Annotated in this window: 26 protein-coding genes; 25 read left to right on the top strand and 1 reads right to left on the bottom strand. The window is 61.8% G+C overall.

Annotation, left to right across the window (positions count from 1 at the left end; genetic code table 11):
* Window position 1: 1 nt before the first annotated feature.
* From DAUD_RS10510 to holA, 6 genes are all read left to right on the top strand, one after another.
* Complete coding sequence (locus tag DAUD_RS10510; protein ID WP_049752624.1) at window positions 2-259, top strand: 4Fe-4S dicluster domain-containing protein; 258 nt, start codon at window positions 2-4, stop codon at window positions 257-259.
* A 249-nt stretch (window positions 260-508) separates the two neighbouring features.
* Window positions 509-661 (top strand): hypothetical protein, encoded by a 153-nt coding sequence (locus DAUD_RS12605; RefSeq protein ID WP_166485184.1) that lies wholly within the window; start codon window positions 509-511, stop codon window positions 659-661.
* 232 nt (window positions 662-893) lie between these two features.
* A complete protein-coding gene (locus tag DAUD_RS10505) occupies window positions 894-1466 on the top strand; it encodes a ComEA family DNA-binding protein (RefSeq protein ID WP_012303136.1) in 573 nt (190 codons plus the stop codon).
* A gap of 80 nt (window positions 1467-1546) precedes the next feature.
* Entirely contained in the window at window positions 1547-4003 is a 2457-nt protein-coding gene (locus DAUD_RS10500) for a DNA internalization-related competence protein ComEC/Rec2 (protein ID WP_012303135.1), read from the top strand.
* A gap of 17 nt (window positions 4004-4020) precedes the next feature.
* Window positions 4021-4326 (top strand): MTH1187 family thiamine-binding protein, encoded by a 306-nt coding sequence (locus DAUD_RS10495; RefSeq protein ID WP_012303134.1) that lies wholly within the window; start codon window positions 4021-4023, stop codon window positions 4324-4326.
* A gap of 1 nt (window position 4327) precedes the next feature.
* Window positions 4328-5335, top strand: coding sequence for a DNA polymerase III subunit delta (gene holA / locus DAUD_RS10490; RefSeq protein WP_012303133.1), 1008 nt, complete (start codon window positions 4328-4330; stop codon window positions 5333-5335).
* Between the two features lie 133 nt (window positions 5336-5468).
* Here the strand turns inward: holA and rpsT are convergent, their stop codons facing one another.
* Window positions 5469-5735 (bottom strand): 30S ribosomal protein S20, encoded by a 267-nt coding sequence (rpsT, locus tag DAUD_RS10485; RefSeq protein ID WP_012303132.1) that lies wholly within the window; start codon window positions 5733-5735, stop codon window positions 5469-5471.
* A gap of 136 nt (window positions 5736-5871) precedes the next feature.
* On the opposite strand from rpsT, the gene DAUD_RS10480 reads away from it, so the two are divergent.
* From DAUD_RS10480 to DAUD_RS10390, 19 genes are all read left to right on the top strand, one after another.
* The gene (locus DAUD_RS10480) at window positions 5872-6231 is read left to right on the top strand and encodes a phage holin family protein (protein WP_012303131.1); all 360 of its coding nucleotides are present in this window, start codon (window positions 5872-5874) and stop codon (window positions 6229-6231) included.
* Window positions 6232-6311: 80 nt separating this feature from the next.
* On the top strand, window positions 6312-7283 hold the full coding sequence (gene spoIIP, locus DAUD_RS11745; RefSeq protein WP_012303130.1) for a stage II sporulation protein P: 972 nt from the start codon (window positions 6312-6314) through the stop codon (window positions 7281-7283).
* Window positions 7284-7373: 90 nt separating this feature from the next.
* On the top strand, window positions 7374-7631 hold the full coding sequence (locus DAUD_RS10470; RefSeq protein ID WP_012303129.1) for a hypothetical protein: 258 nt from the start codon (window positions 7374-7376) through the stop codon (window positions 7629-7631).
* A 183-nt stretch (window positions 7632-7814) separates the two neighbouring features.
* Window positions 7815-8993 (top strand): glycosyltransferase, encoded by a 1179-nt coding sequence (locus DAUD_RS10465; RefSeq protein WP_012303128.1) that lies wholly within the window; start codon window positions 7815-7817, stop codon window positions 8991-8993.
* Window positions 8965-9831 (top strand): PIG-L deacetylase family protein, encoded by an 867-nt coding sequence (locus DAUD_RS10460; protein WP_012303127.1) that lies wholly within the window; start codon window positions 8965-8967, stop codon window positions 9829-9831. The genes DAUD_RS10465 and DAUD_RS10460 overlap by 29 nt, the downstream gene beginning before the upstream one ends.
* A gap of 227 nt (window positions 9832-10058) precedes the next feature.
* Complete coding sequence (gene lepA, locus DAUD_RS10455) at window positions 10059-11867, top strand: translation elongation factor 4 (RefSeq protein WP_012303126.1); 1809 nt, start codon at window positions 10059-10061, stop codon at window positions 11865-11867.
* A 167-nt stretch (window positions 11868-12034) separates the two neighbouring features.
* Entirely contained in the window at window positions 12035-13069 is a 1035-nt protein-coding gene (hrcA, locus tag DAUD_RS10450) for a heat-inducible transcriptional repressor HrcA (RefSeq protein WP_012303125.1), read from the top strand.
* Window positions 13070-13307: 238 nt separating this feature from the next.
* On the top strand, window positions 13308-14879 hold the full coding sequence (locus tag DAUD_RS10445; protein ID WP_012303124.1) for a TCP-1/cpn60 chaperonin family protein: 1572 nt from the start codon (window positions 13308-13310) through the stop codon (window positions 14877-14879).
* Window positions 14872-15456 carry a nucleotide exchange factor GrpE gene (gene grpE / locus DAUD_RS10440; protein ID WP_012303123.1) on the top strand — a complete coding sequence of 195 codons (585 nt, stop codon included), beginning with the start codon at window positions 14872-14874 and terminating at the stop codon, window positions 15454-15456. The genes DAUD_RS10445 and grpE overlap by 8 nt, the downstream gene beginning before the upstream one ends.
* Window positions 15449-17272 carry a molecular chaperone DnaK gene (gene dnaK, locus DAUD_RS10435; protein ID WP_012303122.1) on the top strand — a complete coding sequence of 608 codons (1824 nt, stop codon included), beginning with the start codon at window positions 15449-15451 and terminating at the stop codon, window positions 17270-17272. The genes grpE and dnaK overlap by 8 nt, the downstream gene beginning before the upstream one ends.
* Window positions 17273-17324: 52 nt before the next feature.
* Window positions 17325-18449 carry a molecular chaperone DnaJ gene (gene dnaJ, locus DAUD_RS10430; protein WP_012303121.1) on the top strand — a complete coding sequence of 375 codons (1125 nt, stop codon included), beginning with the start codon at window positions 17325-17327 and terminating at the stop codon, window positions 18447-18449.
* Window positions 18450-18620: 171 nt separating this feature from the next.
* The gene (prmA, locus tag DAUD_RS10425; protein WP_012303120.1) at window positions 18621-19481 is read left to right on the top strand and encodes a 50S ribosomal protein L11 methyltransferase; all 861 of its coding nucleotides are present in this window, start codon (window positions 18621-18623) and stop codon (window positions 19479-19481) included.
* Window positions 19478-20227 carry a 16S rRNA (uracil(1498)-N(3))-methyltransferase gene (locus DAUD_RS10420; RefSeq protein WP_012303119.1) on the top strand — a complete coding sequence of 250 codons (750 nt, stop codon included), beginning with the start codon at window positions 19478-19480 and terminating at the stop codon, window positions 20225-20227. Before prmA ends, DAUD_RS10420 begins: the two co-directional genes overlap by 4 nt.
* Window positions 20228-20289: 62 nt before the next feature.
* Window positions 20290-21642: a tRNA (N(6)-L-threonylcarbamoyladenosine(37)-C(2))-methylthiotransferase MtaB gene (mtaB, locus tag DAUD_RS10415; protein WP_012303118.1), complete on the top strand. Its 1353-nt coding sequence runs from the start codon at window positions 20290-20292 to the stop codon at window positions 21640-21642.
* A gap of 22 nt (window positions 21643-21664) precedes the next feature.
* Window positions 21665-22009, top strand: a complete 345-nt coding sequence (locus DAUD_RS10410; RefSeq protein WP_012303117.1) for a histidine triad nucleotide-binding protein — start codon at window positions 21665-21667, stop codon at window positions 22007-22009.
* Window positions 22010-22084: 75 nt separating this feature from the next.
* Window positions 22085-22264, top strand: a complete 180-nt coding sequence (rpsU, locus tag DAUD_RS10405; protein ID WP_012303116.1) for a 30S ribosomal protein S21 — start codon at window positions 22085-22087, stop codon at window positions 22262-22264.
* A 152-nt stretch (window positions 22265-22416) separates the two neighbouring features.
* A complete protein-coding gene (gene yqfC / locus DAUD_RS10400; RefSeq protein WP_012303115.1) occupies window positions 22417-22698 on the top strand; it encodes a sporulation protein YqfC in 282 nt (93 codons plus the stop codon).
* Window positions 22699-22789: 91 nt separating this feature from the next.
* Window positions 22790-24007: a sporulation protein YqfD gene (gene yqfD, locus DAUD_RS10395; protein WP_012303114.1), complete on the top strand. Its 1218-nt coding sequence runs from the start codon at window positions 22790-22792 to the stop codon at window positions 24005-24007.
* 34 nt (window positions 24008-24041) lie between these two features.
* Window positions 24042-25013, top strand: coding sequence for a PhoH family protein (locus tag DAUD_RS10390; RefSeq protein ID WP_012303113.1), 972 nt, complete (start codon window positions 24042-24044; stop codon window positions 25011-25013).
* Window positions 25014-25021: the final 8 nt, after the last annotated feature.

Below are 25021 nucleotides of genomic sequence, written 5' to 3'. Positions count from 1 at the left end.
GGTGGAAGGCTTTGAACCCGTAACCCGGGAACTTCCCGGGGGGAGTTTCGTGATTTTCCCGGGACTCTGCAAGGGCTGCGGCCTTTGCCTGGAGAAATGTCCCAAGCGCTGCCTGGACTGGTCCAAAAGGCTGGGTATCTACGGCACACCGACCATTGAGCCGGTTGACGATAAAGCCTGCAACTACTGCGGCCTCTGTGCCCTGGCCTGTCCCGACTGCGCAATTATGGTAACCAGGAAAAAACGCGCTGACGCCTGACCTGCCGGGCAAAAACATTCGACAGTCTCGCCCCCACCACCTGTCCGGTGGGCAGCGTTAGTCCCGGAAAGCTCCCCGAATAAACAACGGCAGTATCAATTCGGCGACCCTCTCCGTACAATGGATTGTGATGCCGTCCGGTGATCCCGCCGAACTGAAGCGTAAAATCGGCCTTTTTCGGTTCTGCGGCAGGATTTTGCGCCGATACGGCGAATCAGACAGGCAGTTGTCGACGGGGAGGGCTGCGTCGTGGCTTTGGATCTCGGAGGCTTTCCGGTTATTGAAGAAACCGGGGAATGGACGGTACCCGAGGGTTTCTGTCCGCAATGCGCCTGCCCTCTGAATCCCGGCGAGCGCGAGTGCCTGGATTGCATTCTGGACATGGCGGTGGACGCCGTTTAAGAAAAAGGGGTCAGGCCCCTTTTTTTTCGTGTTAAAAAGGGGCCTGACCCCTTTCAGGGGTGACCCCTTTCAGGGGTTGGGAGTATTTCCCCAGCCCCTTTCCGTTGGTTTTAATAACGGCTCGCCTTTTTGGAGGAAGTCTCTTTATTGTGATTCCGTTTCCGAAGTCGGCAGGAATTTGGTGGAAAAAGGAGAACAGGAAGTGGTAACCATCTCTGGCAGGTGAAGAACTTTGTTCGGACGGCGGGAGCAGTTGGCTGCTCTGGTACTGGCGGCCGCCATTGTTTTCGGTCTGGGCTATGTTTACGCCCAGTCGAGGGCCAAGCTGCCCGAGCCTCCGGTTCTCCAACGGGCCCAGGAGAACGAACAGGTGGAAGTGCTGGTCCACGTGGCCGGCGAGGTGGCCGCGCCCGGCGTGTACCGGGTCGAGAGGGGCGCCCGGGTGGTGAACGCGGTGGAAATGGCCCGTCCCTTGCCTTCGGCCGACCTGCAGGCCTTAAACTTGGCCGCGCCGCTTCAGGACGGCCAGAAGGTGCTGGTGCCCCGGGTCCGGCCCCCGGATCCCGAAGGGGTGGGCCCCGGAAGCAACGCCCCTGCTGCACCGGTCGATTCCCGGATCAACATCAACACCGCCGACCGGGCCGAGCTCGAGAGACTGCCCGGCATCGGTCCGAGCCTAGCCGAGCGGATTATCCGGTACCGGGAGCAAAACGGCCCCTTCAGTTCGGTGGACGACCTGAAGAACGTGTCCGGGATCGGTGAAAAACGGCTCGAGGGGCTGCGCGACATGGCCACCACTTACTGAACGGGAAAAACGTCTGAAAAAGGTATCTGACACCTTTTTACACCTTTTTACGGCCACCAATTGCTGAATGGGGAAAGCGGATGAACAGACCATTGGTACTGATGACGGTCCTGTACGGGTTGGGCGTGTTCCTGGCCAGCCATTTCCGCCTGTATGGCGACCACCTTTTTTTGTCTGCGGGGGCCGCATTGATCGTGGCGTCCATTGCCTACTTTGCAGCCCGGAAGGCGGCGCCGGTGTTGATCCTGGCGCTGTTTACGGCTCTTGGGGTTGCGGTGACCGGGTTGACCGTGGACCGGACCGAGGCACCTTTGGGCGCTTGGGAGAATACTGCTGTAATCCTGGAAGGGATGGTGGTCCGGGACGCCGATGTCCGCCCGGACCGGGTGGTTTACATCCTCGCGGTGCACGAGGTCCGGAAGGGCAATGAGGTAATGCATCCGGACGGGCGCGTGGTCGTCAGCCACCGCGAAACGGACGCGGTCTACGGCTACGGCGATCTGTTGCGGGTCCGGGGCGTGCTCCGGACTCCGGTGAGTCCCGGCAATCCCGGGGAGTTCGACTACCGGGCCTACCTGGAGCGCCAGGGTGTGGCCTTCAAGATGGACGTTTTCGGGCCGGGTGCGATCGAGCGGATCGGTGTGGACCGGGGGCACTACCCGGTGTACCTGGCCTTGACCGCCAAGGAGAGATTATCGGCGGGGCTTGAGCGGGCCCTGGAACCGGATGCGGCCGCATTGGTACGGGGCATCACGATGGGTGTGCGGGGCGGGATTGCGCCCGAGACGCGTGAGGCCTTCACCGTCACGGGTGTGGTGCACATTCTGAGCGTCAGTGGACTGCACGTCGGTTTTCTGGTTGGATTGGTGCTGTTTTTCACCCGCCTCGGGCGCCTGAACCCGAGGTGGACCCTGGTTGTGGTTCTGGCGGTGCTGGCCTTCTACGCAGTGATGGTGGGGTTCAAACCGTCCGTTATCCGGGCCTCGGTCATGGCCCTGCTGTTGCTCGCCGCCCACCAGATGGGACGCCTGCGGGACTGGCCCACCGCCCTGGCACTGGCCGCGATGGTGATACTCCTGGGAAACCCCCTCAGCCTTTACGACCCCGGTTTTCAGCTTTCCTTCACCGCGACGTGGGGGATCCTGTACCTGGGACCTGTGATCGTCCGCGGTCTCGACAAGCTGGCGGCGGGTTGGCGCCTTTCCTGGTGGAGTCCCGCCGCCGGCTGGTTCCTGGCTGTTCCGCTGGCCGCCCAGTTGGGTACCCTCCCCCTGATTGCGTATTACTACAATCTGATTTCCCCGGTATCATTGCTGGCCAATGTGGTGACGGTCCCCCTGGTCGGGCTGATCTTTGTGCTCGGTTTCATCACCGCCCTGCTCGGCGCCTTCCTGCCGGCCGCGGCCTGGCTGACCGGACCGGCCACCGGGGTCCTGATCGATCTTTTCCTGGCCCTGGTAAAATTCTTTGCGGGCCTTAAAGGCGCGTATTATTACGTACCCACTCCTTCCTTGCTGCTGGTTGGATCCTGGTACCTGGCCTGCTGGGGCCTCGGCTTCTTTGCCGGACCCACCCCCTGGCGGGAGAGGTGGCCGGGTGCGGCGGCGCTGGTGGGCGGGTCCGGGCGGCGCACGTTGGGAATGCTAGGGGTAGGCTTTTTCCTTGTCTTTGCCTTTCTGATCTGGCCCACGGAACCCACCGGCCGGAACCACATCGAGGTGCACTTTCTAGATGTGGGGCAGGGTGACTGCACGCTGATTCGGACCGGAACCGGGGCCGCCGTACTGATCGACGCCGGCGGCTGGCGGGGTGAACTGGCCGGTGAATCCGGGGCCGGGGAGAAAGTGGTGGTGCCCTACCTACGGCGGCTCGGGGTGCGCGAGATTAATGTCCTAGTGATCACTCACCCCCATGACGATCACGCCGGCGGGGTCCGGGCGGTTGCCGAAAAGCTCAAAGTGCTTAACGTTGTGGTGGCCCCCGATGGCGGGCGCGAGGAGCCCAATCCGGCTTACCGGACGTTGATTGAAGAGCTCAAACAGTCTGATATTCCAATAATCCAGGTCTGGGCCGGAGACCGCCTCCAGGTGGATCGGCAGACGGTTTTGAAGGTGCTCGCACCGGCCTTTCCCCTGCTTTCCGGCACCCGGAGCGATCTGAACAACAACTCGGTGGTGCTCCGATTAGACCATGGAGCCAGAAGTTTCCTGTTTGCCGGGGACGTGGAGCAGGAGGCTCAAGCGCGCCTGACGCTGGGACAAGATGTCAGGGCGGATGTGCTGAAAGTGCCGCACCACGGCAGTGGGGTTTTTGTGCCGGATTTCTTCCAGGCCGTGAAGCCGTCCGTTGCGGTGATCACGGTCGGCCGGGCAAACCCGTTCGGCCATCCCCATCCTCGCACCCTGGAAGCACTCCGGGAGTTGGGTGCCGAGGTTTACCGCACCGATCTTGATGGCGCGGTGATCATCAGGACGGACGGGAATTTCCTGAAGATCGAGACCGGTCGAGAGCGGGAAGACTTGAAACCCGCTGCCTAGTGAAGGGAGGTGAGACGATGACGGTAGTGATGGAGGTCTCGGTGGTGCCGCTCGGCACGGGTTCGGCCAGTGTGAGTCACTACGTGGCCCAATGCGTGCAGGTCCTGGAGGACGCCGGCATCCCCTACCAGTTGACGGCCATGGGCACCATCCTGGAAGGGGAACTGGAAGAGCTGTTGTCCCTGGCCCGGCGGATGCACGCGGTTCCGTTCTCCGCGGGTGCGGTGCGGGTGGTGACTACCATCAAGATCGACGAGCGCCGGGACAAAGAGTTGACCATTGCGGGCAAGATCCGGGCGGTCGAGGAGAAGTTGGGAAGGTAAGATGAAGTACTACCTGGAGTTTGTGCGGGAAGTGCAAGAGGGGCGGATTCCCCCGGTCTACCTGTTTTACGGGGATGAGGTGTTCTTGCACCGGCAGGCGATCAACCGGTTGAAGGCGGCCCTGCTGACGGGGGGGGCCGAGTCCTTCAACCTTTCCGAAATCGACGGGGAAGAGACGGCGCCGGAAGAAGTGGTGCGGGCCGCCCGCCTGGTGCCGGTGCTGGCGGTCTGCCGGCTGGTGGTGGTGCGCAACATACCCTACTTTGACCAGAAACCCGGGCTGGGGAGCGAGCTGCTGGAGGCCTATCTGGACGCTCCCTCGCCCTCGACCTGTCTCGTTCTGCAAAAAGCCGGTCCCGTGGACCGGCGGAAAAAGCTGTACCAACTGGTGACCCGCCGTGGCCGGGCCATTGATTTCACACCTCTGTCTGCGGGGGATGTGGCCCGCTGGGTAAGCCGGGAAGCCAAGAAGTCCGGAGCCGTCTTTACCCGGGAAGCCATGGACCGGTTCCTTTCCTCGGTTCCGGGGGGGTTGCAGGGTGTGGCTGTGGAACTGGGGAAGGTCCTGACCTACGTGGGGGAAAAGGAACGGGTGACCGTGGAGGACGTGGCGGCGGTGGTGGCCCCGCGGCGCGAGGAAACCATCTTTCAGGTGGTCGACGCGGTCGGTGAGGGGCGTTTTGAAGCCGCAATCGACGGGATTCGGGTTTTGACCGCCGCCGGTGAATCACCCCTGGGCATCCTGGCTATGCTCGCCCGCCAATTCCGCCTGCTGCTGTGCGCGCCCGATCTGGCCGCGTCAGGGCTCGCGGTGCCCGAAATCGCCGCCCGCCTGCAGACCAAACCCTTTGTGATCAAGAAAGCCCTGGCCCAGGCCAGGAACTTCCATCCCGGTCAGCTTGCCGCGGCGTTGGCGGGCCTTTTGGAGGTGGACGCCGACGTCAAGACCGGCCGCCAGGACTTCTTTCCGGCGCTCGCGAACTTTTTTATCCTGGGCTTCAAGAAGTGATGAATTAGACGAACTTGGGCCGTGTTGAACTCACGCGGTTGGGATAAAATCGGCCCCGGCCGAAACGCCGAGGCTTGTCGTGCGAAAAGCATCCGGATTAACCGGGTTCGGAGTGGAAAACGATGCGACGATGTTAGCCGGTAATGATGTTAAATTTCTTGGTCAGGCGCGACTTCCGGCGCGCAGCGGTATTCTTGTGCAGGATGCCTTTGGAAACCCCTTTATCGATAGATACAAGCGCCTTCTGCAGCTTCTCGCGGGCCTGTTCCTTATCATCCCCTTGCACCGCTTCTTCAAATCGCCTGATCGCCGTTTTGAGCGCGGACTTAGCGCTCTTGTTCCGCTCGGTGCGCTTGCGGATGGTCTCAATCCGTTTCTTGGCTGAACGGCTGTGTGCCACTGTTTCACCTCCCAACGTGCAGTGTACCACGGCGAATTTCAAAATGCAAGCCAAACATTGGCCGGTTTGTGCGTGTATAGCCAATCCGGTTTTGGCTAAAGCTATAGAGAGTTTTCAGGAAGGGAGGTGTAAAAACATGGCTGAAAGCAATGTTCGTTCCCAGTGGATCGGGCTTATAGTTCGTTTCCTGGTTTCGGCAATCGTGCTTCTCTTGTTGAGTTGGCTGGTTCCCGGTTTTGTTGTCGCCGGCGGTTTGCTCGGAGCGTTGATTGCCGCCGCGGTCATCGCCATTCTCGGCTGGTTGGCTGAAACGGTGCTGGGCGACCGGATTTCACCCCAGAGCCGGGGCCTGGTCGGCTTCGTCGTGGCGGCCGTGGTGATCTACCTGGCCCAGTTCATCATTCCGGGCCTGTTGACGGTGAACATCATCGGTGCCCTGATTGCGGCCTTCGTCATCGGCATTATTGACGCTTTTGTGCCTACCGTCCTGCGCTAGAGCATAATCCCCCCTTTTGCGGCGTACACATCCGGAGAGGGGGGATTTGTCTGCGCCGAACAATCAGTGTAATACTTTTTTTGTGTTTTTTGCTGGTTTCCAGCTGGGTTTTCCTACCTGGAGCGATAAACCTGGCCGGGGCCGGAACCGGGGCGTTCCTGGAATGGAGCACCCGTGAGCCGGAAAAAGTTGTAAACACGATTTTGCCGGTCTGGATGGGTGTTTCTCCGGTTGATCCCGGCGAAATAGCGGCCGACGTGCTGGGGCGGGTAACCCGGGCCGACCTGGGTGATCCCGGGCGGATGATTGCCTACCAGTTGTCAATGTCCGTCAGGACCCGGATGCCTGAACCCGTGTCCGCGCTGGTGTCCCCTCCTCCGGTGGAGGCGTCCAGGGGGGTGCAGGACGTTCCCAGGCGGACCGGGGCGGTTACGATCGGTATTTACCACACCCACACCGGTGAAACTTACGAACGGACCGATGGGGTGGAACGGGTCGACGGCCGGCCCGGAGCCGTGGTTGAAGTCGGTAGGGTGCTGAAGAGGGCGCTCCAGGAAAGGCACGGCCTCGGGGTGGTCCATTCAGAAAAGGTGCACGACGTGCCTTACAGCCGTTCTTACCTTGAATCGGAGCAGACCGCGCGCCGGATGATCGAGGAGCACCCCGAGCTGAAAATGCTGATCGACCTCCACCGGGACAGTCTCAAAGACCGGGCGCACTCGGTAACCGAAATCGGGGGCCAGGAGGTGGCCACCATCCTCGTGATCGTCGGTTCAGACGCGCGCCAGCCTTTTCCCGATTGGGAAAAAAACTACGCACTTGCCCGGGCGGTCGCCGCCAAGTCCCAGGAGCTTTATCCGGGTCTCTGCATAGGGGTAAGGGTGAAGGAGGGGCGGTACAACCAGTTTCTCCATCCGGGAGCCCTGCTCGTGGAGGTCGGGAGTGTGGTGAACCGCACGGAAGAAGCCTTGCGCACCGCGGAATTCTTAGCCGATATCCTGGCGGCGGTGCTCGCCGACAATCCCGGCGAGGACGGTCCCGGTCCAGTCTAAGCTCCGTGGGGAGATGGGCATAATTTTTAAGGATGGCAAGCAGCAAACAGGGGTGTCGGTAGGCGCTCCTTTTTCTATGGAGGTGAGGCGGTGGACACCACGAGAGCTCGGATTTTCCTGGTGCTGGTGCTTTCTGTGACCGTTCTGGTCTGGGGCACCGGAACCTGCCTTTACCACCTGAACCGCTTTCTCGCCCCCCCCCGGCCGATCCAGGCGGTCGAGTTTCAACGCCTGGACGACGAGCGTCTGGTCTGCACGGTGCTGGGGGTGGAACTTGTGCTTGCCGTGCCACACAATCATTCCTGGTGGTCGGTGCCGGACGAACCGCCACCCGGGCAACGATATTGACGTGAATATTGACGTGAGGGATAAGCATGCTTCTATATTATTAAAGAGGCAGGAATTAAGCATAAGGCGGCAAATAGTAGTTTGATATCGATACCACCTGGATAATCTCGAGCTTGTTTGAGGATTTTCGGCTTTTCTCATTCGGACGCGCTAATTTTACTGATCAGGAAAGGCTCCGGCAAAATGAAGGTCGTTATCGGATCAGAATCTTTCTACCCGAACGTTTCGGGCGTGGCTGTTACCACGATGAATCTTGCTTCCCACCTGGCGGGTAAGGGGCACGAAGTGACGGTGATTGTTCCTTCACCCAGTCGTCAAAGCTACCAGGAACGGTTGGCGGACGGTTTGACAGTCCAGCGGATCGGTTCCTTTCCCAACCCCTTTCGTAGAGACTTTCGGGTCACCTTTTTCCCGCGTGCCCTGGTGGGGCGGATCCTCGATCAGTGTACTCCGGATATCATTCACCTTCAGGATCCTGCGTCCATCGGCTGCGCCCTGTTGAGCGAAGCCGGAAAGAGGCGTATTCCCGTGGTGATCAGTCATCATTTCACTCTTGATTACGTTTTGGCATACCTTTGGTTTTTGAAACCGGTTCACGGTCCCCTGCGCCGGTGGCTCACGAGCAGAATGATCAGGTTCTACAATTCCTGCCGGTACGTAATTACCCCCAGTCAGACGGTGATGTGCCAATTGGAACTGGCGGGATTGAAAACACGGACGAAGGTCATTTCAAACGGCGTGGATCTCAACCGCTTCTTTGCGTACGAACCGCCGTCCAGTATTCGTGCGGCGCTGCAGCTGCCCAACCAGCCGATAGTGCTCTACGTGGGGCGGATAGACCCGGAGAAAAGCCTGGACACGCTGATCAGGGCGATACCCATCGTGTTGGCCCGGCACAAAGTCCATTTTGTGCTCTGTGGGGGCGGTAATCTGTTGGAAGCGCTCAAGAAGCAGCTAAGAAAGAATGGGCTTACGAACAGTGTTACCCTGATGGGGCCCTTGGAGTACCACAGTGAACTCTTGCCCAGGATATACCAGTTGGCGACCTGTTTTGTAATCCCATCAGGGATGGAAACCCAGAGCATCGTCACCCTGGAGGCGATGGCTTCCGGACTACCGGTTGTCGCCGCACGGGCCGCGGCCCTGCCGGAACTGGTAGTCGATGGTGACAACGGGCTTCTATTCCGCTTCGGAGACGATCAGGATCTGGCGGCCAAAATCAATCTGCTCCTTGAAGACGAGGAGATGCGGCGGCAGATGGGCCGGCGCAGCTTGGAAAACGTGGTGCGGCACGAACTGGAGCGAAGTCTGAACCAGATCGAGGCGATCTATAATGAAGTGGTGGAAGAGGTACCAGGGTAAACCGGCGCTTTTAGTGCTGGGGGCGATTTTTTATTCGGGCTACCGCATATTTTCCCGTTCCGTCAACACGCTTTCGGTCCGGGCAATACGCCTGTTGGAAGACGTTCCCGCTCCTCAGTCAACTGACCGGATACTCGTTTTTGCACCGCACCCGGACGATGAGACCATCGCGGCGGGCGGCTATATCTACGGGGCGCGCCGGGCAGGCGCGGCGGTGCGGATGGTGCTGGTGACCGATGGCAATAGGCACGGGCTGAAAGAACACCGCTACCGGGAGTTTCGCAACGCCGCAAAGATTCTGGGCGTGTCCCCGGCGGAACTTCGTTTCTGGGGATACCCGGACGGCGCTCTTTACGCTCACCGCGGGTCTTTGCCGGAGCGGGTGCGCGCCGAACTGGAGAACTTTGAGCCCACGGTGGTTGTCGCCGCGCATCCCGCCGACCGCCATCCGGACCATGCCGTCCTGGGACGAGTCGTGGGAGAGGAGTTGCTCGGAGTTTCGGGTGCGGGGCATAACGTCACCGGACTGTTTTACCTGGTGCATCACCCTTACTATCCGCAGCCCAAAAGAATCCGGCCTTCAAGCCTCCTGCCTCCGTCCGCGGTGCTAAAAAGCGAAGAAAGGTGGCAGCGCTTTTGGTTAACGGCCGAGGGAAAAGAAGCGAAGAGGGCGGCCGTCAAGGAATACCGCAGCCAAACCCGGAATCCCTTCTTGAGACCGGTTTTGTTGGGTTCTATCCGGGACAATGAGCTTTTCAGCACCACCATCAATAATAATGTAATAAATGCAAATGTCTTCGAAACCGAATGGCCCGATAAGGCCGGGGAAGGCGCCTGAATGGAACATCGGTCTGCGGGGCGAGGAGTACTTCCGGCGCTGCTGGGGACGCCTCCTCCAGCGGCTTCGGCTTCGGCATGCCGCGCCTTCATTTTTGAGCATCTTGGCTGTTATAATATTCAGTGGCCGGTTGTCCGGCAGGCCCGTGCCCTTTTTGCCGCTTGCGTGCCGCGGCCGGTGCGCGCGCGCCCGGCGGCCGGAGACTTGAGTGACTGGAGTACCAACACATGCCAGTGGAGCGCGACCGGATCCGCAATTTTTGTATCATTGCCCATATCGACCACGGCAAGTCGACTCTGGCCGACCGGCTGCTGGAGTATACCGGGGCGCTTGTGGGGCGCCGGATGCAGGAACAGGTGCTCGACCAGATGGACCTGGAGCGGGAGCGGGGCATCACCATCAAACTGCAGGCGGTGCGCCTGGCCTACCGGGCCCGTGACGGCCGGGATTACCAGTTGAACCTGATCGACACCCCCGGGCACGTTGACTTTTCCTACGAGGTCTCCCGGAGCCTGGCGGCCTGCGAGGGGGCGCTTCTGGTGGTCGACGCCAGCCAGGGTATCGAGGCCCAGACGCTGGCCAACGTGAACCTGGCCCTGGATCACAACCTGACCATCATCCCGATCATCAACAAGATCGACCTGGCGAGTGCCGAACCCGACCGGGTGCGGCGGGAACTGGAGGACGTCATTGGCCTGGACGGCGCGGACGCCGTACTGGCTTCCGCGAAGCGCGGGGATGGGGTGGAGGAAATCCTGGAGCGGATCGTCCGGGATGTCCCCCCGCCCGGCGGCGATCCCGGGGCGCCTTTGCGGGCCCTGATTTTCGACTCCCATTACGATCCGTACAGAGGGGTCGTCACTTACCTCCGGCTGATGGACGGACGGCTTTTCCCGGGCGGGCCGGTCCGGATGATGGCCACCGGCCGGGAGTTTGAGGTCAGCGAGCTGGGCGTGTTTACGCCCGCGCCGGTGACGGTGAATGAACTGCGTGCCGGGGAAGTCGGCTTCATGGCCGCCGGGATCAAGAACGTCAAGGACTGCCGAGTGGGCGACACGGTCACCGACGCCCGCCGCCCGGCTTCAAGCCCGCTGCCCGGGTACCGGAAGGCGAAGCCGATGGTGTACTGCGGTCTGTTCCCCGTGGACGGGGCCGAGTTTGAAAAGGTGCGCGACGCTCTGGACCGGCTTTCCCTGAACGACGCCTCTCTGGTCTACGAGCCGGAAACCTCGACGGCGCTCGGTTTCGGCTTCCGGTGCGGTTTTCTGGGGCTTTTGCACATGGAAATCATCCAGGAGCGGCTGGAGCGGGAGTACGGGTTGGACCTAATCACCACCGCACCCAGCGTGGTGTACCGGGTGACCCGGACGAACGGCGCCGTCTTGGACATCCGGAACCCGTCCGAAATGCCCCCGGCTGGGGAAATCGAGAAGATGGAGGAGCCCTTTGTGCTCACCTCGCTCCTTTTGCCCCAGGACTACATCGGGCCGGTGATGGAGCTGTGCCAGGACCGCCGGGGTGTGTTCCGGAACATGGAGTACATCAGCACCCACCGGGTGCTGATCACCTACGAGATGCCCCTGGCCGAAATCATCTACGACTTTTTTGACCGCTTGAAATCCGCGACCCGCGGCTACGCCTCCATGGACTACGACCTCCTGGGCTACCGGGAGTCCAAGCTGGTGCGCGTCGATATCCTGGTGGCCGGGGAACGGCTGGACGCCCTCTCCATTATCGTCCACCGTGACCGGGCCTACCACCGGTCTAAGATCATCGTGGAACGGCTGCGGGACCTCATCCCGCGCCAGCTGTTCGAGATCGTGATCCAGGCGGCCATCGGGCAGCGGGTGATCGCACGGGAGAGCATCCGCGCGCTGCGCAAAGCGGTGCTGGAAAAGTGCTACGGCGGCGACGTCACCCGCAAGCGCAAGCTCCTGGAGAAACAGAAAGAAGGCAAGAAGCGGATGAAACAGGTGGGTCACGTTCAGATTCCCCAGGAGGCCTTTATGTCGGTCTTGAGCATCGGACAGAAATGACCCGGCCCGGGCTGTACGTCCACGTGCCCTTCTGCCGGCGAAAATGCGCCTACTGTGACTTTGTGTCCTACCATTATGTGCTTGACATATACAGGGAATGGTGCTATCTTATTGCCTGGGGGTTAGCACTCAGTGCAGGAGAGTGCTAACAAGAGGGGGGCGGAATCGTGGGCATCGACGAACGGAAAAAACAGATCCTCCGGGCCATAGTCCTCGATTACATCGCCACCGCGGAGCCGGTCGGTTCCCGGACCATCGCCCGCAAGTACGGGCTGGGAATCAGCCCGGCCACCATCCGCAACGAAATGGCCGACCTGGAGGAGATGGGCTATCTCGAACAGCCGCACACCTCCGCCGGCCGCATTCCCTCACAGCGGGGCTACCGGTACTACGTCGACGAACTCATGGAACCCGAGACGCCGGCCGAAGAAGAAAAGCTGATCATCAAAACCAACTACCAGGCCAAAGTGAAGAGTATCTCCGAAGTCATTGAACGGACCGGACAACTGATGAGCCAGCTGACCAGCTACGCCGCCCTGGTGTCGACGCCCCGGGTGACCGGGAGTACCGTCCAGCACGTGCAGTTGATCGCCATGGGTGGGGGCAAGGCCATGGTGCTGGTGGTCACCGAACCCGAGAAAGTGCACACCCGAGTCATCGACTTGCCGGAAAACATCACGGCGGAGGACCTGGAGACCGTTTCCCGGGTCATGAACGCGAAGATCAGGGGCCACAGCTTGAACGACATCAGGATCACCATCCTCCGCGAGATATACCTTGAGTTGTTGCGCCACAAGGCCGTGGTCGAATACATCATGGACCTCATTGAGGACAGCGGCGAGAGCACGGAAGACCGGGTTTACCTGGGCGGGATCCTGAACATCCTGAACCAGCCCGAGTTCCGGAACGTGGAGAAAATGAAGACGCTGTTGAGCCTTCTTGACCAGGAGGCGCTGCTGTCGTCCCTGCTGGCCGAGCAGGCCGGACAAGAGGAGGGGATCACCGTCCTCATCGGCGATGAGTTCAAGTGCGACCTTATCCAGGGCTGCAGCCTGGTGAGCGCGCGCTACGGGGTGGAGGGGCGCGCCGTGGGCGCCTTGGCGGTGCTCGGTCCAAGCCGCATGGACTACGCCCGGGTGACCGGGCTGGTGGAATACCTGACTCGAAACCTTTCCCGGGTTTTGGAGAAACTGTATAGGTAGGATTATAGAATATAGAATTCAGAATAGGGTGACCAACAGAAACGACCAGGAGGGTTGAGTCAAGAATCCAAGTTGAGTGCTAGAATCGACCGGGAACTCAGCATTGGGAAATCTGGGTGGCAGCTGACTCGAAGGCGCTAAAGCGCCAAGTGATTGTGTTCTTTGGTTCTCATATTCTGGCTTCTGAATTCTATCCCATTCCCGATTCTGAATCCTGTTCCCCCGGGGAGGTAGTCTCTTGAGTCTCAAAAAGCAGGCCGTGCAAGGTTCGGAAGTAAACGAACGCTTGGCAGCCTTGGTGACCAACGCGAACGCCATCCGAGCCGTCACCTCGGCCGTGGAGGGCACATTGGGCCCCAAGGGCCTGGACACGATGCTGGTGGACAAATTCGGCGAGGTGGTGATCACCAACGACGGGGTGACCATCTTGAGCCGCATGGAGGCCAACCACCCGGCGGCCCGGATGCTGATCAACGTGGCGCGGGCCCAGGAGGAAGAGGTGGGTGACGGGACCACCACGGCCACCGTGATGGCCGGCCAGATGGTGGCCACCGGGGTCGAGCTGGTGGCGCGGGGCGTCCCGGTGGCCCGAGTGATCGAGGGGTTGCGCCTGGGGCTCCGGCGGGCGCTCGAGGTGGTGCGGGCCGAGGCCCGACCGGTGGCGGACCTGGATGACCCGCGTATCCGCCAGGTGGCGCTGGTGGCCGGCCGGGAGCATGCGGACATCGCCGACCTGATCGTCCGGGCGGCCGGGCTGGTCGGGACCGACAAGCTCAAAGAGCCCAACTTCAAGCTGGCCGACACGGTGACGGCGGTGGAGGGCGCGGACAACGAGGTTTTCATGGGGGTGCTCATCAGCAAAGAACCGTTGAACCGTCAGATGCCGGCCGCTTTGTCCGGAGGGGTCCGGATCCTGATCCTGGACGACGCCCTGGAAGCGGAGGAAATAGAGGATGAGGCTCTGGCCACCGAGGCCGGATTCGCACGCTACCTGCAACTGCAAGATGAATTCCGGGCCAACGTGAAAAAGCTGGTTGACCTGGGAATAGGTTTGGCCCTGGTGGACCGGGGGGTGGCGTCCGCGGCCGAGGAGATACTGACCGACGCCGGAGTAATGGTGGTGCAGCGGGTGCTGAACAAGGAACTCCGCCGGGCGGCCGAGCACACCGGCGCCCGGATGATCAAGCGGACCGGCCTGAAAAAGAGTGTTTCCGACCTGGAGGCGGTACTTGGCCGGGCTCAGGCGGTAATCCACGACGAGAAACTGGAACGGGTGCGGATCCAGGGCGGTTCGGGCAAACCGATGGCCACCGTCCTGGTGGGCGCGGCGACCGAAGAGGTGGTTGGCGAACGGGAACGAATCGCCAAGGACGCCGCTGGCGCGGTGCAGTCGGCGATCCGCGGCGGGGTTGTGCCCGGGGGAGGTTCCCTGGAGCTGTGGGCGGCCCGGGAGGTCGACGGGGTGCGCGCCGGAGTGAAGGGGATGGCAATGTACGGGGTGGAATGCGTGGTGGAAGCACTCCGGCGGCCGCTGGCCCAGATTGTGGCCAACGCCGGTTTCAATCCCCTGGAAAAAGTCGGCGACGTGAACGCGGCGCAAGTTGCGTCGGGTAGCAACAGTCTGGGCATCGACTGCGACACCGGCGAGGTTGCGGACATGGAAGCGGCGGGCGTGCTGGACCCGGCGCCCGTGAAGATATACGCCTTGAGGGCGGCCGGTGAGGTCGCGGAGGCGATCCTGCGGATTGACACCATCATCATGAAGCGGGAGGAACACCAGGACGGTACGGGAGGTAGGAAGGATGAGTGACCGCAACGAAAACGGCCATGCCGACCAGGTGGAAACCGGCACTGCCGCCATAACCGAAGTAAAGGAACCGGAGTCCCCGGAAGACGGTAACGGGGACTTGGAAGCACGACTGGCTGAAGAAGCGGAGAAGGCCGCGGACTGCCGTGAGCGGCTGCTCCGGCTCCAGGCCGACTTCGAGAACTACCGGCGGCGGACCCGGCAGGAGCGTGAAGGGTGGTACCGCCAGGCGGCGGAAGAAGTTGTTTCCGCGATCCTGCCGGTCCTGGACAACTTCGAACGTGCTCTGGAACACCCGGGTGATCGCCTGGACGATTTCCTGGCCGGGGTGCGGATGATTTACCGTCAATTGGATGAGATCTTGGCCGAGCAGGGCCTGGAAAGGGTACCGGGGGTCGGGGAGGAATTCGACCCCCGAATGCACGAAGCCGTGGACCGCGTTGAAACCACGGAAGTTCCGGAGAACACAGTACTGGAGGAATTGCGCCCGGGGTACTACTTTAAAGGTAAACTTATGCGCCCGGCGATGGTCAAAGTGGCCAAACGGGCAGTTAACGGGGAGGTAGCACAAGATGAGTAAGATCATTGGAATCGACTTAGGAACTACCAACTCTTGCATGGCGGTGATGGAGGGCGGAGAGGCCGTTGTGATGCCCAACGCGGAGGGCGGGCGGACCACCCCGTCGGTGGTCGGGTTCTCCAAGACCGGGGAACGGCTGGTCGGTCAGGTTGCCAAGCGCCAGGCAATCAGCAACCCCGAACGAACCGTGACCTCCATCAAACGGTACATGGGCACGGACCACAAGGTCCGGATCGAGGGCAACGAGTACACGCCGCAGGAGATTTCGGCGATGATCCTGCAAAAGATGAAGACGGACGCCGAGGCTTACCTGGGGAGCAAAGTCGAGCGGGCGGTGATCACTGTCCCGGCTTATTTCAGCGACGCCCAGCGGCAGGCTACCAAGGACGCCGGCCGCATCGCCGGGCTCAAGGTGGAGCGCATCATCAACGAACCCACGGCGGCGGCGCTCGCGTACGGCCTCGACAAAGAGGAGGACCAGACCATCCTGGTGTTCGACCTGGGGGGCGGGACGTTCGACGTGTCCATCCTGGAACTGGGGGACGGCGTGTTCGAGGTTAAAGCCACGAGCGGCAACAACCGCCTCGGCGGTGACGATTTCGACCAGCGGATCATCGACTGGATCGTGGCCGAATTCAAAAAGGAGAGCGGCATCGACCTGAGCCGGGACAGGATGGCCATGCAGCGCCTGCGGGAAGCCGCTGAAAAGGCTAAGGTGGAGCTGTCGTCCGTGGTGAACACCAACATCAACCTGCCGTTCATCACCGCGGACGCCGAGGGGCCCAAGCACCTGGACCTGAATCTTTCCCGGGCCAAATTCGAAGAACTCACGGCCGACCTGATCGAAATGACCATGGGACCCACCCGGCAGGCCATGCAGGATGCCGGCCTCGAGCCCAAGCAAATCGACAAAATCCTGCTGGTGGGCGGCGCGACGCGCATGCCGTCCGTGCAGGAGGCGGTGAGGAGGTTCTTCGGTAAGGAGCCGCACAAGGGCATCAACCCGGACGAGTGTGTGGCCATCGGTGCAGCTATCCAGGCGGGGGTGCTTACCGGGGAGGTCAAGGACGTGGTGCTCCTGGACGTGACCCCGCTGTCGCTGGGCATTGAGACCCTGGGCGGCGTGTTCACTAAAATCATCGAGCGCAACACAACCATTCCGACCGCGAGGAGCCAGATCTTTACCACGGCGGCCGACAACCAGCCGTCGGTTGAGATTCACGTCCTCCAGGGCGAACGCCAGATGGCCGCCGGGAACAAGACCCTGGGCCGGTTCAATCTGGTGGGGATCCCCCCGGCGCCCCGGGGCATTCCCCAGATCGAGGTCACCTTTGACATCGACGTAAACGGGATCGTCAACGTTTCGGCGAAGGATCTCGGCACCGGCAAGTCCCAGAGCATCACCATCACCGGGTCCACGGGGCTTTCAGATGCCGAGATCGAACGCATGGTCAAAGAAGCGGAACAGTACGCCGAGGAGGACCGGAAGCGCAGGGAAGAGGTCGAGATCCGCAACAACGCCGACGCCCTGGTCTACCAGTCCGAGAAAACCCTCAAAGAACACCGCGACCAGGCCGATCCCAACCAGGTTTCCGAATTGGAGCAGGCCGTCGACCGGCTGAAGAAGGCCCTCGAGGGTGGGGACATCGAGCGCATCAAGCGGGAGACCGAGAACCTCACGGGTCCGCTGCACGCCTTCACCGCGGCCATGTACCAGAAGCAGGCGCAGCAGCAGCAGCCCGGCCCGGGTCCGGATGCCGGAAAGGACAAGGATGACAAAGACAAAACGGTGGACGCCGACTATGAAGTAAAGTAGAATGAAGCAGGGGAAAATCCCCTGCCGGGATTCTTGCGTGGTGAGGTCGGGAATGAACAAGCGCGACTACTACGAGGTGCTGGGAGTGGCGCGGGACGCCTCCCAGGATGACATAAAAAAAGCCTACCGCAAACTGGCGCGCAAGTACCATCCGGACGCGAACAAAGACGACCCGAAGGCGGCCGACAAGTTCAAGGAAATCGCCGAGGCGGCGGCGGTACTGGGCGACCCCGAGCGGCGCGCCCAGTACGACCGCTTCGGTCACGCCGGGCCCGAGGGGCAGGGCTTTAACTTTGAGGATATTTTCCGCGGCGGCTTCGGTGGTTTCGGCGGGTTCGGGGACATTTTCGAGATGTTCTTCGGCGGGGGGCAGTCGCGATACGGTCCCCAAAGGGGACAGGATTTACGCTACGACCTGCGTTTGACTTTCCGGGAGGCGGTTTTCGGTATCGAGCGCGAGATCAAGATCCCCCGCACCGAAACCTGCGAGCGTTGCGACGGTACCGGGGCCGCTCCGGGCACCCACCCCGAAACCTGCCCGCTGTGCCGGGGGCGCGGCCAAGTCAGTATTACCCAGCAGACGCCGTTCGGGCGTTTCGTGCAGACCCGGCCCTGTGAACGCTGCCGGGGGGCGGGGCGGATCGTCGCCACCCCTTGTCCGGAATGCCGGGGTGCCGGCCAGGTGCGGAAAATGCGCTCGCTGAAAGTGAAAGTGCCGGCCGGGGTGGACGATGATTTCCGCCTGCGCCTGGTCGGGGAGGGCGAGGCCGGGGTGCGCGGCGGCCCGCCGGGGGATCTCTATGTGTACATCAGCGTTGAACCCGACGGGTTTTTCGAGCGTGAGGGTCACCAGATACACTGCGAACTGCCGATATCCTTTGTGCAGGCCGCCCTGGGCGACGAGGTGGAAGTGCCCACCCTGGACGGGCCGACCACGATCCGCATTCCGGAAGGCACGCAAACCGGTACCACCTTCCGGCTTCGGAACCGTGGCGTTCCCCACCTGAACGGGGGCGGCCGGGGGGACCAGATGGTCCGGGTCCGGGTGATCACGCCGACCAAGCTGAACGAAAAGCAAAAGGACATCCTGCGCGAGTTCGGCCGGGAGGCGGGCAACAGACTGCATGCCGAAGAGAAAGGTTTCTTCAAGAAACTGAAAGACGCCTTCATGGGCTAAAAAAGTGTCAGACACCTTTTGAAGGTCAAGGAAGGCAAAAGGGGGACAATCCCCCTTTTGTAATAAAACGGTTAAGTTAGGGATCAAACCGCGTCCCTTTCTTAAAACCGGTCCGTATCTGACTCCTGACTTCTGAATTCTGTATTCTCTGTTCCCGGGGAGGCAAACAGTTTGTTCTGGCTTGAAATCGACGTAGTGGTGGCAGACGAGCACCGGGATGTGGTCAGCAACGTTTTTTTTGAACTGGGGAGCGGGGTCCAGGAAGAACCTGCTTCCATTCATTCTGGGGCGACTTTGATCCGGGGCTGGTTCCCGGTGGACGACCAACAGCCGGAACAGAAAGTGCTGGTGATCCGCCGATGGGTCGAAAACATCACCGGGCAGCCGGTGCGGATGGAGGTCCGCCGGGCCAGCGACCGGGACTGGACGATAGCTTGGCGGGAAGGCCTCAAACCCTTCCGGGTCGGGGAACGCCTGGTGATCAAGCCCACCTGGGAAGATTTCCAACCGGGTGCGGAAGACCTGGTGATCGAGATCGACCCCGGCCTGGCCTTCGGTTGCGGTACTCACCCGACCACGGCTATGTGCCTGAAGCTGCTGGAGCGCTACGTGCGACCGGGGATGGTTGTCCTGGACGTGGGCACCGGTTCGGGAATCCTGGCCATTGCCGCGGCGCTTCTGGGTGCCGCGACGGTTTGGGCGGTGGATGAGGACCCGCTGGCCGTGCGCACGGCCGGCGAAAACGTGGCCCGGCACAACCTGACGGGCCGGGTGCGCGTCCGGAGCGGCAACCTATTGGACGAGTTGTCCGAACCGGCCGATCTGGTGGTGGCGAACATCGTGGCCGAGGTGTTGACCGAGTTATGTCCGGCCGCGGCCACCGCGCTAGAGCCGGGAGGATTTTTCATTGTCAGCGGTATTCTGGACAAACGGGAAGACATAGTCCGCCGGGCGCTGGCGGCCAATGATTTTCGGATCGAGTCCCGCCTGGCTGAAGGGGAATGGGTGGCCCTGGCGGGGGTGAAAGAGTGAGAATCCCGCGGGTTTTCGTACCTCCCGGCCGCTGGCGGGGCCGGGAGGAAGCCTGGATCACGGGGGACGACGCCCGGCACCTGACCCGGGTGCTGCGGCTGGCCGCCGGGTCCGAGTTGCTCCTGCTGGATGGGTCGGGCCGGGCGTATGCAGCCGAGATCCGGGAGGTGGACCGGGACGGGGTGCGGGCCGTGATCACCGGCCCCGCGGAACTGCCGGCCGACCCCGGGCTACGGGTGACCCTGGTGCCGTCCCTGGCCAAGGGCGACCGAATGGAAGATTTGGTGCAGAAGGCCACCGAGGTTGGGGTGGCGGCGATTGTCCCCGTCATTTCCGAACGGACGGTGGTGCGCCTGACGCCGGAGAAAGCCGGTCGGCGCGTGGAACGCTGGCGCCGCATCGCCACCGAGGCTGCCGAGCAGTGCCGGCGGCCCCTGGTGCCCGACGTGCACGGGGTGTGCCGTTTTGAGGATGCCCTGAAGCGGTTGCCCGCCGGGGGCGCGGCCTTTTTCCTCTGGGAGGAGGAGCGCGGTACCGGATTGAAACAGGCCCTGCGGTCCAGGGCGCCGGTCCGGGAGGTCTTCTTGTTCACCGGCCCGGAGGGCGGCTTCACCCCCGAAGAGGCGGCCGCGGCCACCGCCCGCGGCGCGGTTTCCGTCTCTCTGGGCCCGCGCCTCTTGCGGACGGACACGGCCGGCGTGGTGGCGGTGGCGCTGGTGCTCTACGAGTGGGGAGACATCGGTTAACACCGGAGCCGATCCGGGCATAATCACCATAGCAAAAACAGTTGAGGAATTGAGCCAAAGCGGTGAAGAAGGTCGCTTTTTACACGTTGGGCTGCAAAGTTAACCAGGCCGAGACGCAGGGGCTGGCCGCCCTTTTCCGGGACCGCGGTTATAAGGTCATCCCTTTCGAGGAAACGGCGGACGTGTACGTGGTGAACACCTGTACGGTGACCCGCGAGGGGGACCGCAAATCACGGCAGGTCGTGCGCCGGGCGGTACGGGCTAATCCCGAGGCGCTGGTCGTGGTCACGGGCTGCTACGCCCAGGTTGCTCCGGAAGAGGCGGGCGCCATCCCCGGGGTGAGTCTGGTCATCGGCACGTCCGGCCGGGAGCGGATCGTGGACCTGGTGGAGCAGGCCGCCGCCCGGTGCCCCGTACCCGCCGAAAAAAAGGGGCCTGGCCCCTTTTTGGCAGTGGGGGATATTGAGCAGGCCCGGGAATTCGAAGATTTGCCGGGAACAGCCGATCCGGGCCGGACCCGGGCCTTCATCAAGGTGCAGGAGGGCTGCCGTGATTTCTGCACCTACTGCATCGTGCCTTACGCCCGCGGGCCCCTGCGTTCCCGGCCTCCGGAGCGGGTGCTTGAGCTGGCCCGCGGGTTGGTGGACCGGGGGTACTCCGAACTGGTGCTCACCGGGGTCAACCTCGGGGCCTACGGCCGCGACCTCGGCACGGAGAACCTGCCGGGTCTGGTGCGCCGCCTGGTCCGGATTCCGGGACTCGCCCGGTTGCGGCTGAGTTCGGTGGAGCCGAACGAGATCACCCGGGAACTGGTCGAGGCGGTGGCGGAAAACCCAGTGTGCGCCCCGCATTTCCACATTCCGCTGCAGAGCGGGAGTGACTCGGTCCTCTCCAGGATGGGGCGGCGTTATTCAACCGGGGAGTTTACCGGCCTGGTCGACATGGTTCGTGCCAGGGTGCCGGAGGTGGCCGTAACCGCCGACGTCATGGTCGGTTTCCCGGGGGAAACCGCCGCCGAACACCGGGAGAGCTTAGAATATGTGCGCCGGATCGGTTTTGCCGGACTGCACGTTTTTGTCTATTCCCCGCGCCGGGGGACTCCCGCGGCCTCCTTCCCGGACCCGGTGCCCTACCGCGTCAAGAAGGAGCGCAGCCGGGAGATGCTGGCGCTGGGCCGTGAGTTGCGGGACCGGTTTGCTTCCCGCTACCGGGGGCGGACGGTGGAGGTGCTGGTGGAGTCTGTTTCCGGCGGCGTCGCTAGCGGCTATACCCCAAATTATTTGCGGGTATTCTTCAAAAACGGACCCGAGCTTGCGGGGCGGATCGTAAAAGTGTATGCTGACGGTGCAGAACAGGGGAATTTAAGGGGAATAATTCATACCGAGGAAGGATTCTCAGAGGCGAGTGTCAAATAAAATACCTGAGGAGGTGGTGAGCTTGCAGGACTGTATCTTCTGCCGGATCGTGAACCGGGAAATTCCGGCGGATGTGGTTTACGAGGATGAACACCTCCTGGCTTTTAAGGACATAAACCCGGTGGCTCCTGTACACCTGCTTTTTATTCCGAAGCGGCACATCCCGACCCTGTTTGATCTTCAGGACGGAGACGAACGGTTGCTGGGGCTGCTCCAGAAGGCGGCCGTACAGGTGGCCCGTGACTTGGGCCTCGAAGAGCGGGGCTTTAGACTTGTCACCAACTGCCAGGAAGACGGGGGACAATACGTCTTCCATGTTCACTACCATCTTCTTGCAGGACGGGAATTGAACTGGCCTCCCGGCTAAAAATATTAACAGAGGGGTGTTAAGCTCACAGTATGCTTAGCTTCAGACGCGGACTGGCGGGAGGGAGGGATACCGGTGGCGGAAGTCAGAGTCGGAAAGAACGAGACTCTGGACAGCGCTCTACGGCGTTTCAAACGCACGTGCCAGCGGGCCGGGGTTTTTGCCGAAGCCAGAAAGCACGAACACTACGAGAAGCCCAGTGTAAAACGGAAGAAAAAGTCCGAAGCGGCGCGCAGGCGCAAGCGCTCATTTTAATACAGTATGAGTGTGGACGGCCATAGAGCCATGAAGGAATAGCAGGGCCCGGTTCAAGCGACCGGGCTTCTCCGTTATTATGGCACCGGCTCAGTCAGAAATAAGGTTTTCAGACTTCCTCCCCCGCATAGATTTCAAGGGGGGGGTTTTTTATGGGTTGGCGCGAGGTGCGAAAAAAGATGCGGCGGACCGTGGCCGACATTCTGGAAATACCCGGCGAAATCGCCCTGGACCTGCCCAAGATCATCCTGGTGGGCAATGTCCAGGTGATCATCGAGAATCACCGCGGCATTGTGGAGTATACCACGGAGTCGGTGCGGGTGATAGTGCCGGCTGGTGAAGTCAGCTTGCGGGGAAGGAATCTGGTTTTGCGCAACATCCTGCCGGACGAACTGTGCGTCGAGGGAGAAATCGAGAGCTTAAGCTTCACCTAACCCCCAAAAAGGGGCCAGGCCCCTTTTTGGGGGTGGGTATGCCTTGCCGGTCACGGGTGGAACTTAACAGAGTAAACGCCGAGGTGACAGCGTGTTTGTATTGAAGATTCTGGCTTACCTGTTCGGCTACGTAACCATGGTGGTCAACGGGCGGACCTTGGAGCGGTTTATCAACCTGGCGACCAGAAGGGGCATCTATTTCTGGGATATCCGGCGGCTGGACGAGGACCGGATCCTGATTAAGGCCCGGTTGAGCGGCGTCAAACCTCTGCGTCACATCGCCCGGGACACGGGCAGCCGGTTCAGAATCGAGAGGCGGTTCGGTCTGCCCTTCTTCCTGGGCCGGGCCCGGCGCCGGAAGACGCTGGCCCTGGGCGTGGTCTTTTTCCTGACCGCGCTGTATGTTCTGTCTTCTTTTGTGTGGTTCGTCGAGGTTGAGGGGAATGTTAAGGTCGGGGAGCACGAAATTCTCCAAGCCGCCCGGGAAGCCGGTTTTTACCGCGGCGCACCCAAGTGGCGTTTCGAGGTGTTCGCGGTGGAAGAGAAGATCAAGGAGCGGCTCCCCGCGGTGGCCTGGGTCGGCCTGGAAATCAGGGGTACGCGGGCGCTGATCACGGTGGCCGAAAAGAAATTCCTGCCGCCCGACCACGACGGGCCCTCCGATATCCTGGCGGCCAAGGCCGGCCTGGTGCGGGATGTACTGGTCTTAAGCGGCCAGGCGGTCGTCCGGGAGGGGGATACGGTTTTCCCCGGACAGCTCCTGATCTCGGGGGAAATCTGGCCCCCGGAGGCGCTTGATCCCCAGGGGGCGATTCTTAACGTTGAGCCTCGCCTCGTAAGGGCTCGGGGGATCGTCAACGCCCGGGTCTGGTACGAGGCCTACGGGGAATCGGCCCTTGTGGAGCATGCGCAAAGACCCACCGGCCGGGAAGAACGGCGCGTGGCCGTACGGCTCATGGGACGGCAGGTGGTGGTCTCCGGACCCCGCAAAGACCCTTTTCCGAGCTTTGAAGCGTCGGAAACGGTATGGACGGGGCCGGGCTGGAGGAATTACACCCTGCCTGTCGAAGTAATCACCACGGTTTTCCGGGAAACGAGGCTCCACCTGGTGCGCCACAGGCGGGAGGAAGCGCTGCGGCTGGCCACCGAACAGGCCCGCGAGATACTGAAGGAACGGGTGCCGCCGGAGGCGGAGGTGCTGCAACAGCGGGTCGACCTGGTGGACACCGGGACCGCCGAGGAGTTGATTAGGGTCCGGATCATCGTGGAAACCCTGGAGGACATCGGCGTGGAAAAACCGCGCTCGTAGGTTGAACTTAAAATTCCCGAGGAGGAACTTTTTATTGGCGGAACAGGTTGAAAAGAGAATTGCGGTTCCGGATCCCCGGGTGGCGGCCGCCATTATCGGGAACTACGATGAACACCTGGCGATTCTGGAGGACGATCTGGGGGTGCGCGTAGTCCTGCGCAACGGGGAAATGATTCTTTTCGGCACCCCGGAGCAGGTGGCTGAAGGACAGGAGGTCATCCGCCAATTGGAGGCCTTCTTCCTGGAGCGCCGCGACTTGACGCCTTCCGACGTCAAGTATATCATCAATAGCGTACGTGTCGGGGAGCAGGCCGGCCTGGCGGGCCTGGCGCGCGACGTGATCCTGACCACTCCCCGGGGCAAGCCGGTGCGACCCAAGACGCTGGGACAGCAGAGATACGTCCGGGCCATGTCCGAAAAGGACGTGGTTTTTTCCATCGGCCCGGCCGGGACCGGGAAGACCTACCTGGCCGTGGTGATGGCGGTGCGGGCGCTGCGCAACAAGGAAGTGGGCCGTCTGATCCTGACCCGGCCGGCCGTGGAGGCCGGCGAGAAACTGGGGTTCTTGCCCGGAGACCTTCAGGAGAAGGTCGACCCGTATCTGCGTCCCCTGTACGACAGCCTGTTTGATGTGCTGGGTGTGGAAAACACCCGGCGTTACCTGGACCGGCACATTATCGAAATCGCCCCCCTGGCCTACATGCGGGGACGGACGCTCGAGGACGCCTTCATTATCCTGGATGAGGCGCAAAACACCACCCCGGAGCAGATGAAGATGTTCCTGACCCGGATGGGTTTCGGGTCCCGGGCGGTGATCACCGGTGACATCACCCAGATCGATTTGCCCAGGGGACAAGCCTCCGGGCTGATCGAGGCCGAAGAGGTGCTCTCGGGGACCGCCGGGATCGAGTTTGTATACCTGACCGGGGCCGACACAGTCCGTCACGCGCTGGTGATCAAGATCGTGGAAGCCTATGAGCGGGCCGGGAGGCTGAAAGAGGAGTGACCTCTTAA

Source organism: Candidatus Desulforudis audaxviator MP104C, from assembly GCF_000018425.1.
Classification (GTDB): Bacteria; Bacillota; Desulfotomaculia; order Desulfotomaculales; family Desulforudaceae; genus Desulforudis; species Desulforudis audaxviator.
This window is presented reverse-complemented; position numbering and strand designations above follow the sequence as displayed.

Bases quoted from the DNA above. Each gene is read 5' to 3' on its own strand.
- dnaJ (WP_012303121.1), top strand. From the start codon at position 17,325: ATGAACAAGCGCGACTACTACGAGGTGCTGGGAGTGGCGCGGGACGCC.
- DAUD_RS10465 (WP_012303128.1), top strand. From the start codon at position 7,815: ATGAAGGTCGTTATCGGATCAGAATCTTTCTACCCGAACGTTTCGGGC.
- DAUD_RS10460 (WP_012303127.1), top strand. From the start codon at position 8,965: ATGAAGTGGTGGAAGAGGTACCAGGGTAAACCGGCGCTTTTAGTGCTG.
- DAUD_RS10495 (WP_012303134.1), top strand. From the start codon at position 4,021: ATGACGGTAGTGATGGAGGTCTCGGTGGTGCCGCTCGGCACGGGTTCG.
- grpE (WP_012303123.1), top strand. From the start codon at position 14,872: ATGAGTGACCGCAACGAAAACGGCCATGCCGACCAGGTGGAAACCGGC.
- dnaK (WP_012303122.1), top strand. From the start codon at position 15,449: ATGAGTAAGATCATTGGAATCGACTTAGGAACTACCAACTCTTGCATG.
- DAUD_RS10480 (WP_012303131.1), top strand. From the start codon at position 5,872: ATGGCTGAAAGCAATGTTCGTTCCCAGTGGATCGGGCTTATAGTTCGT.
- holA (WP_012303133.1), top strand. From the start codon at position 4,328: ATGAAGTACTACCTGGAGTTTGTGCGGGAAGTGCAAGAGGGGCGGATT.
- yqfC (WP_012303115.1), top strand. From the start codon at position 22,417: ATGGGTTGGCGCGAGGTGCGAAAAAAGATGCGGCGGACCGTGGCCGAC.
- lepA (WP_012303126.1), top strand. From the start codon at position 10,059: ATGCCAGTGGAGCGCGACCGGATCCGCAATTTTTGTATCATTGCCCAT.
- DAUD_RS10500 (WP_012303135.1), top strand. From the start codon at position 1,547: ATGAACAGACCATTGGTACTGATGACGGTCCTGTACGGGTTGGGCGTG.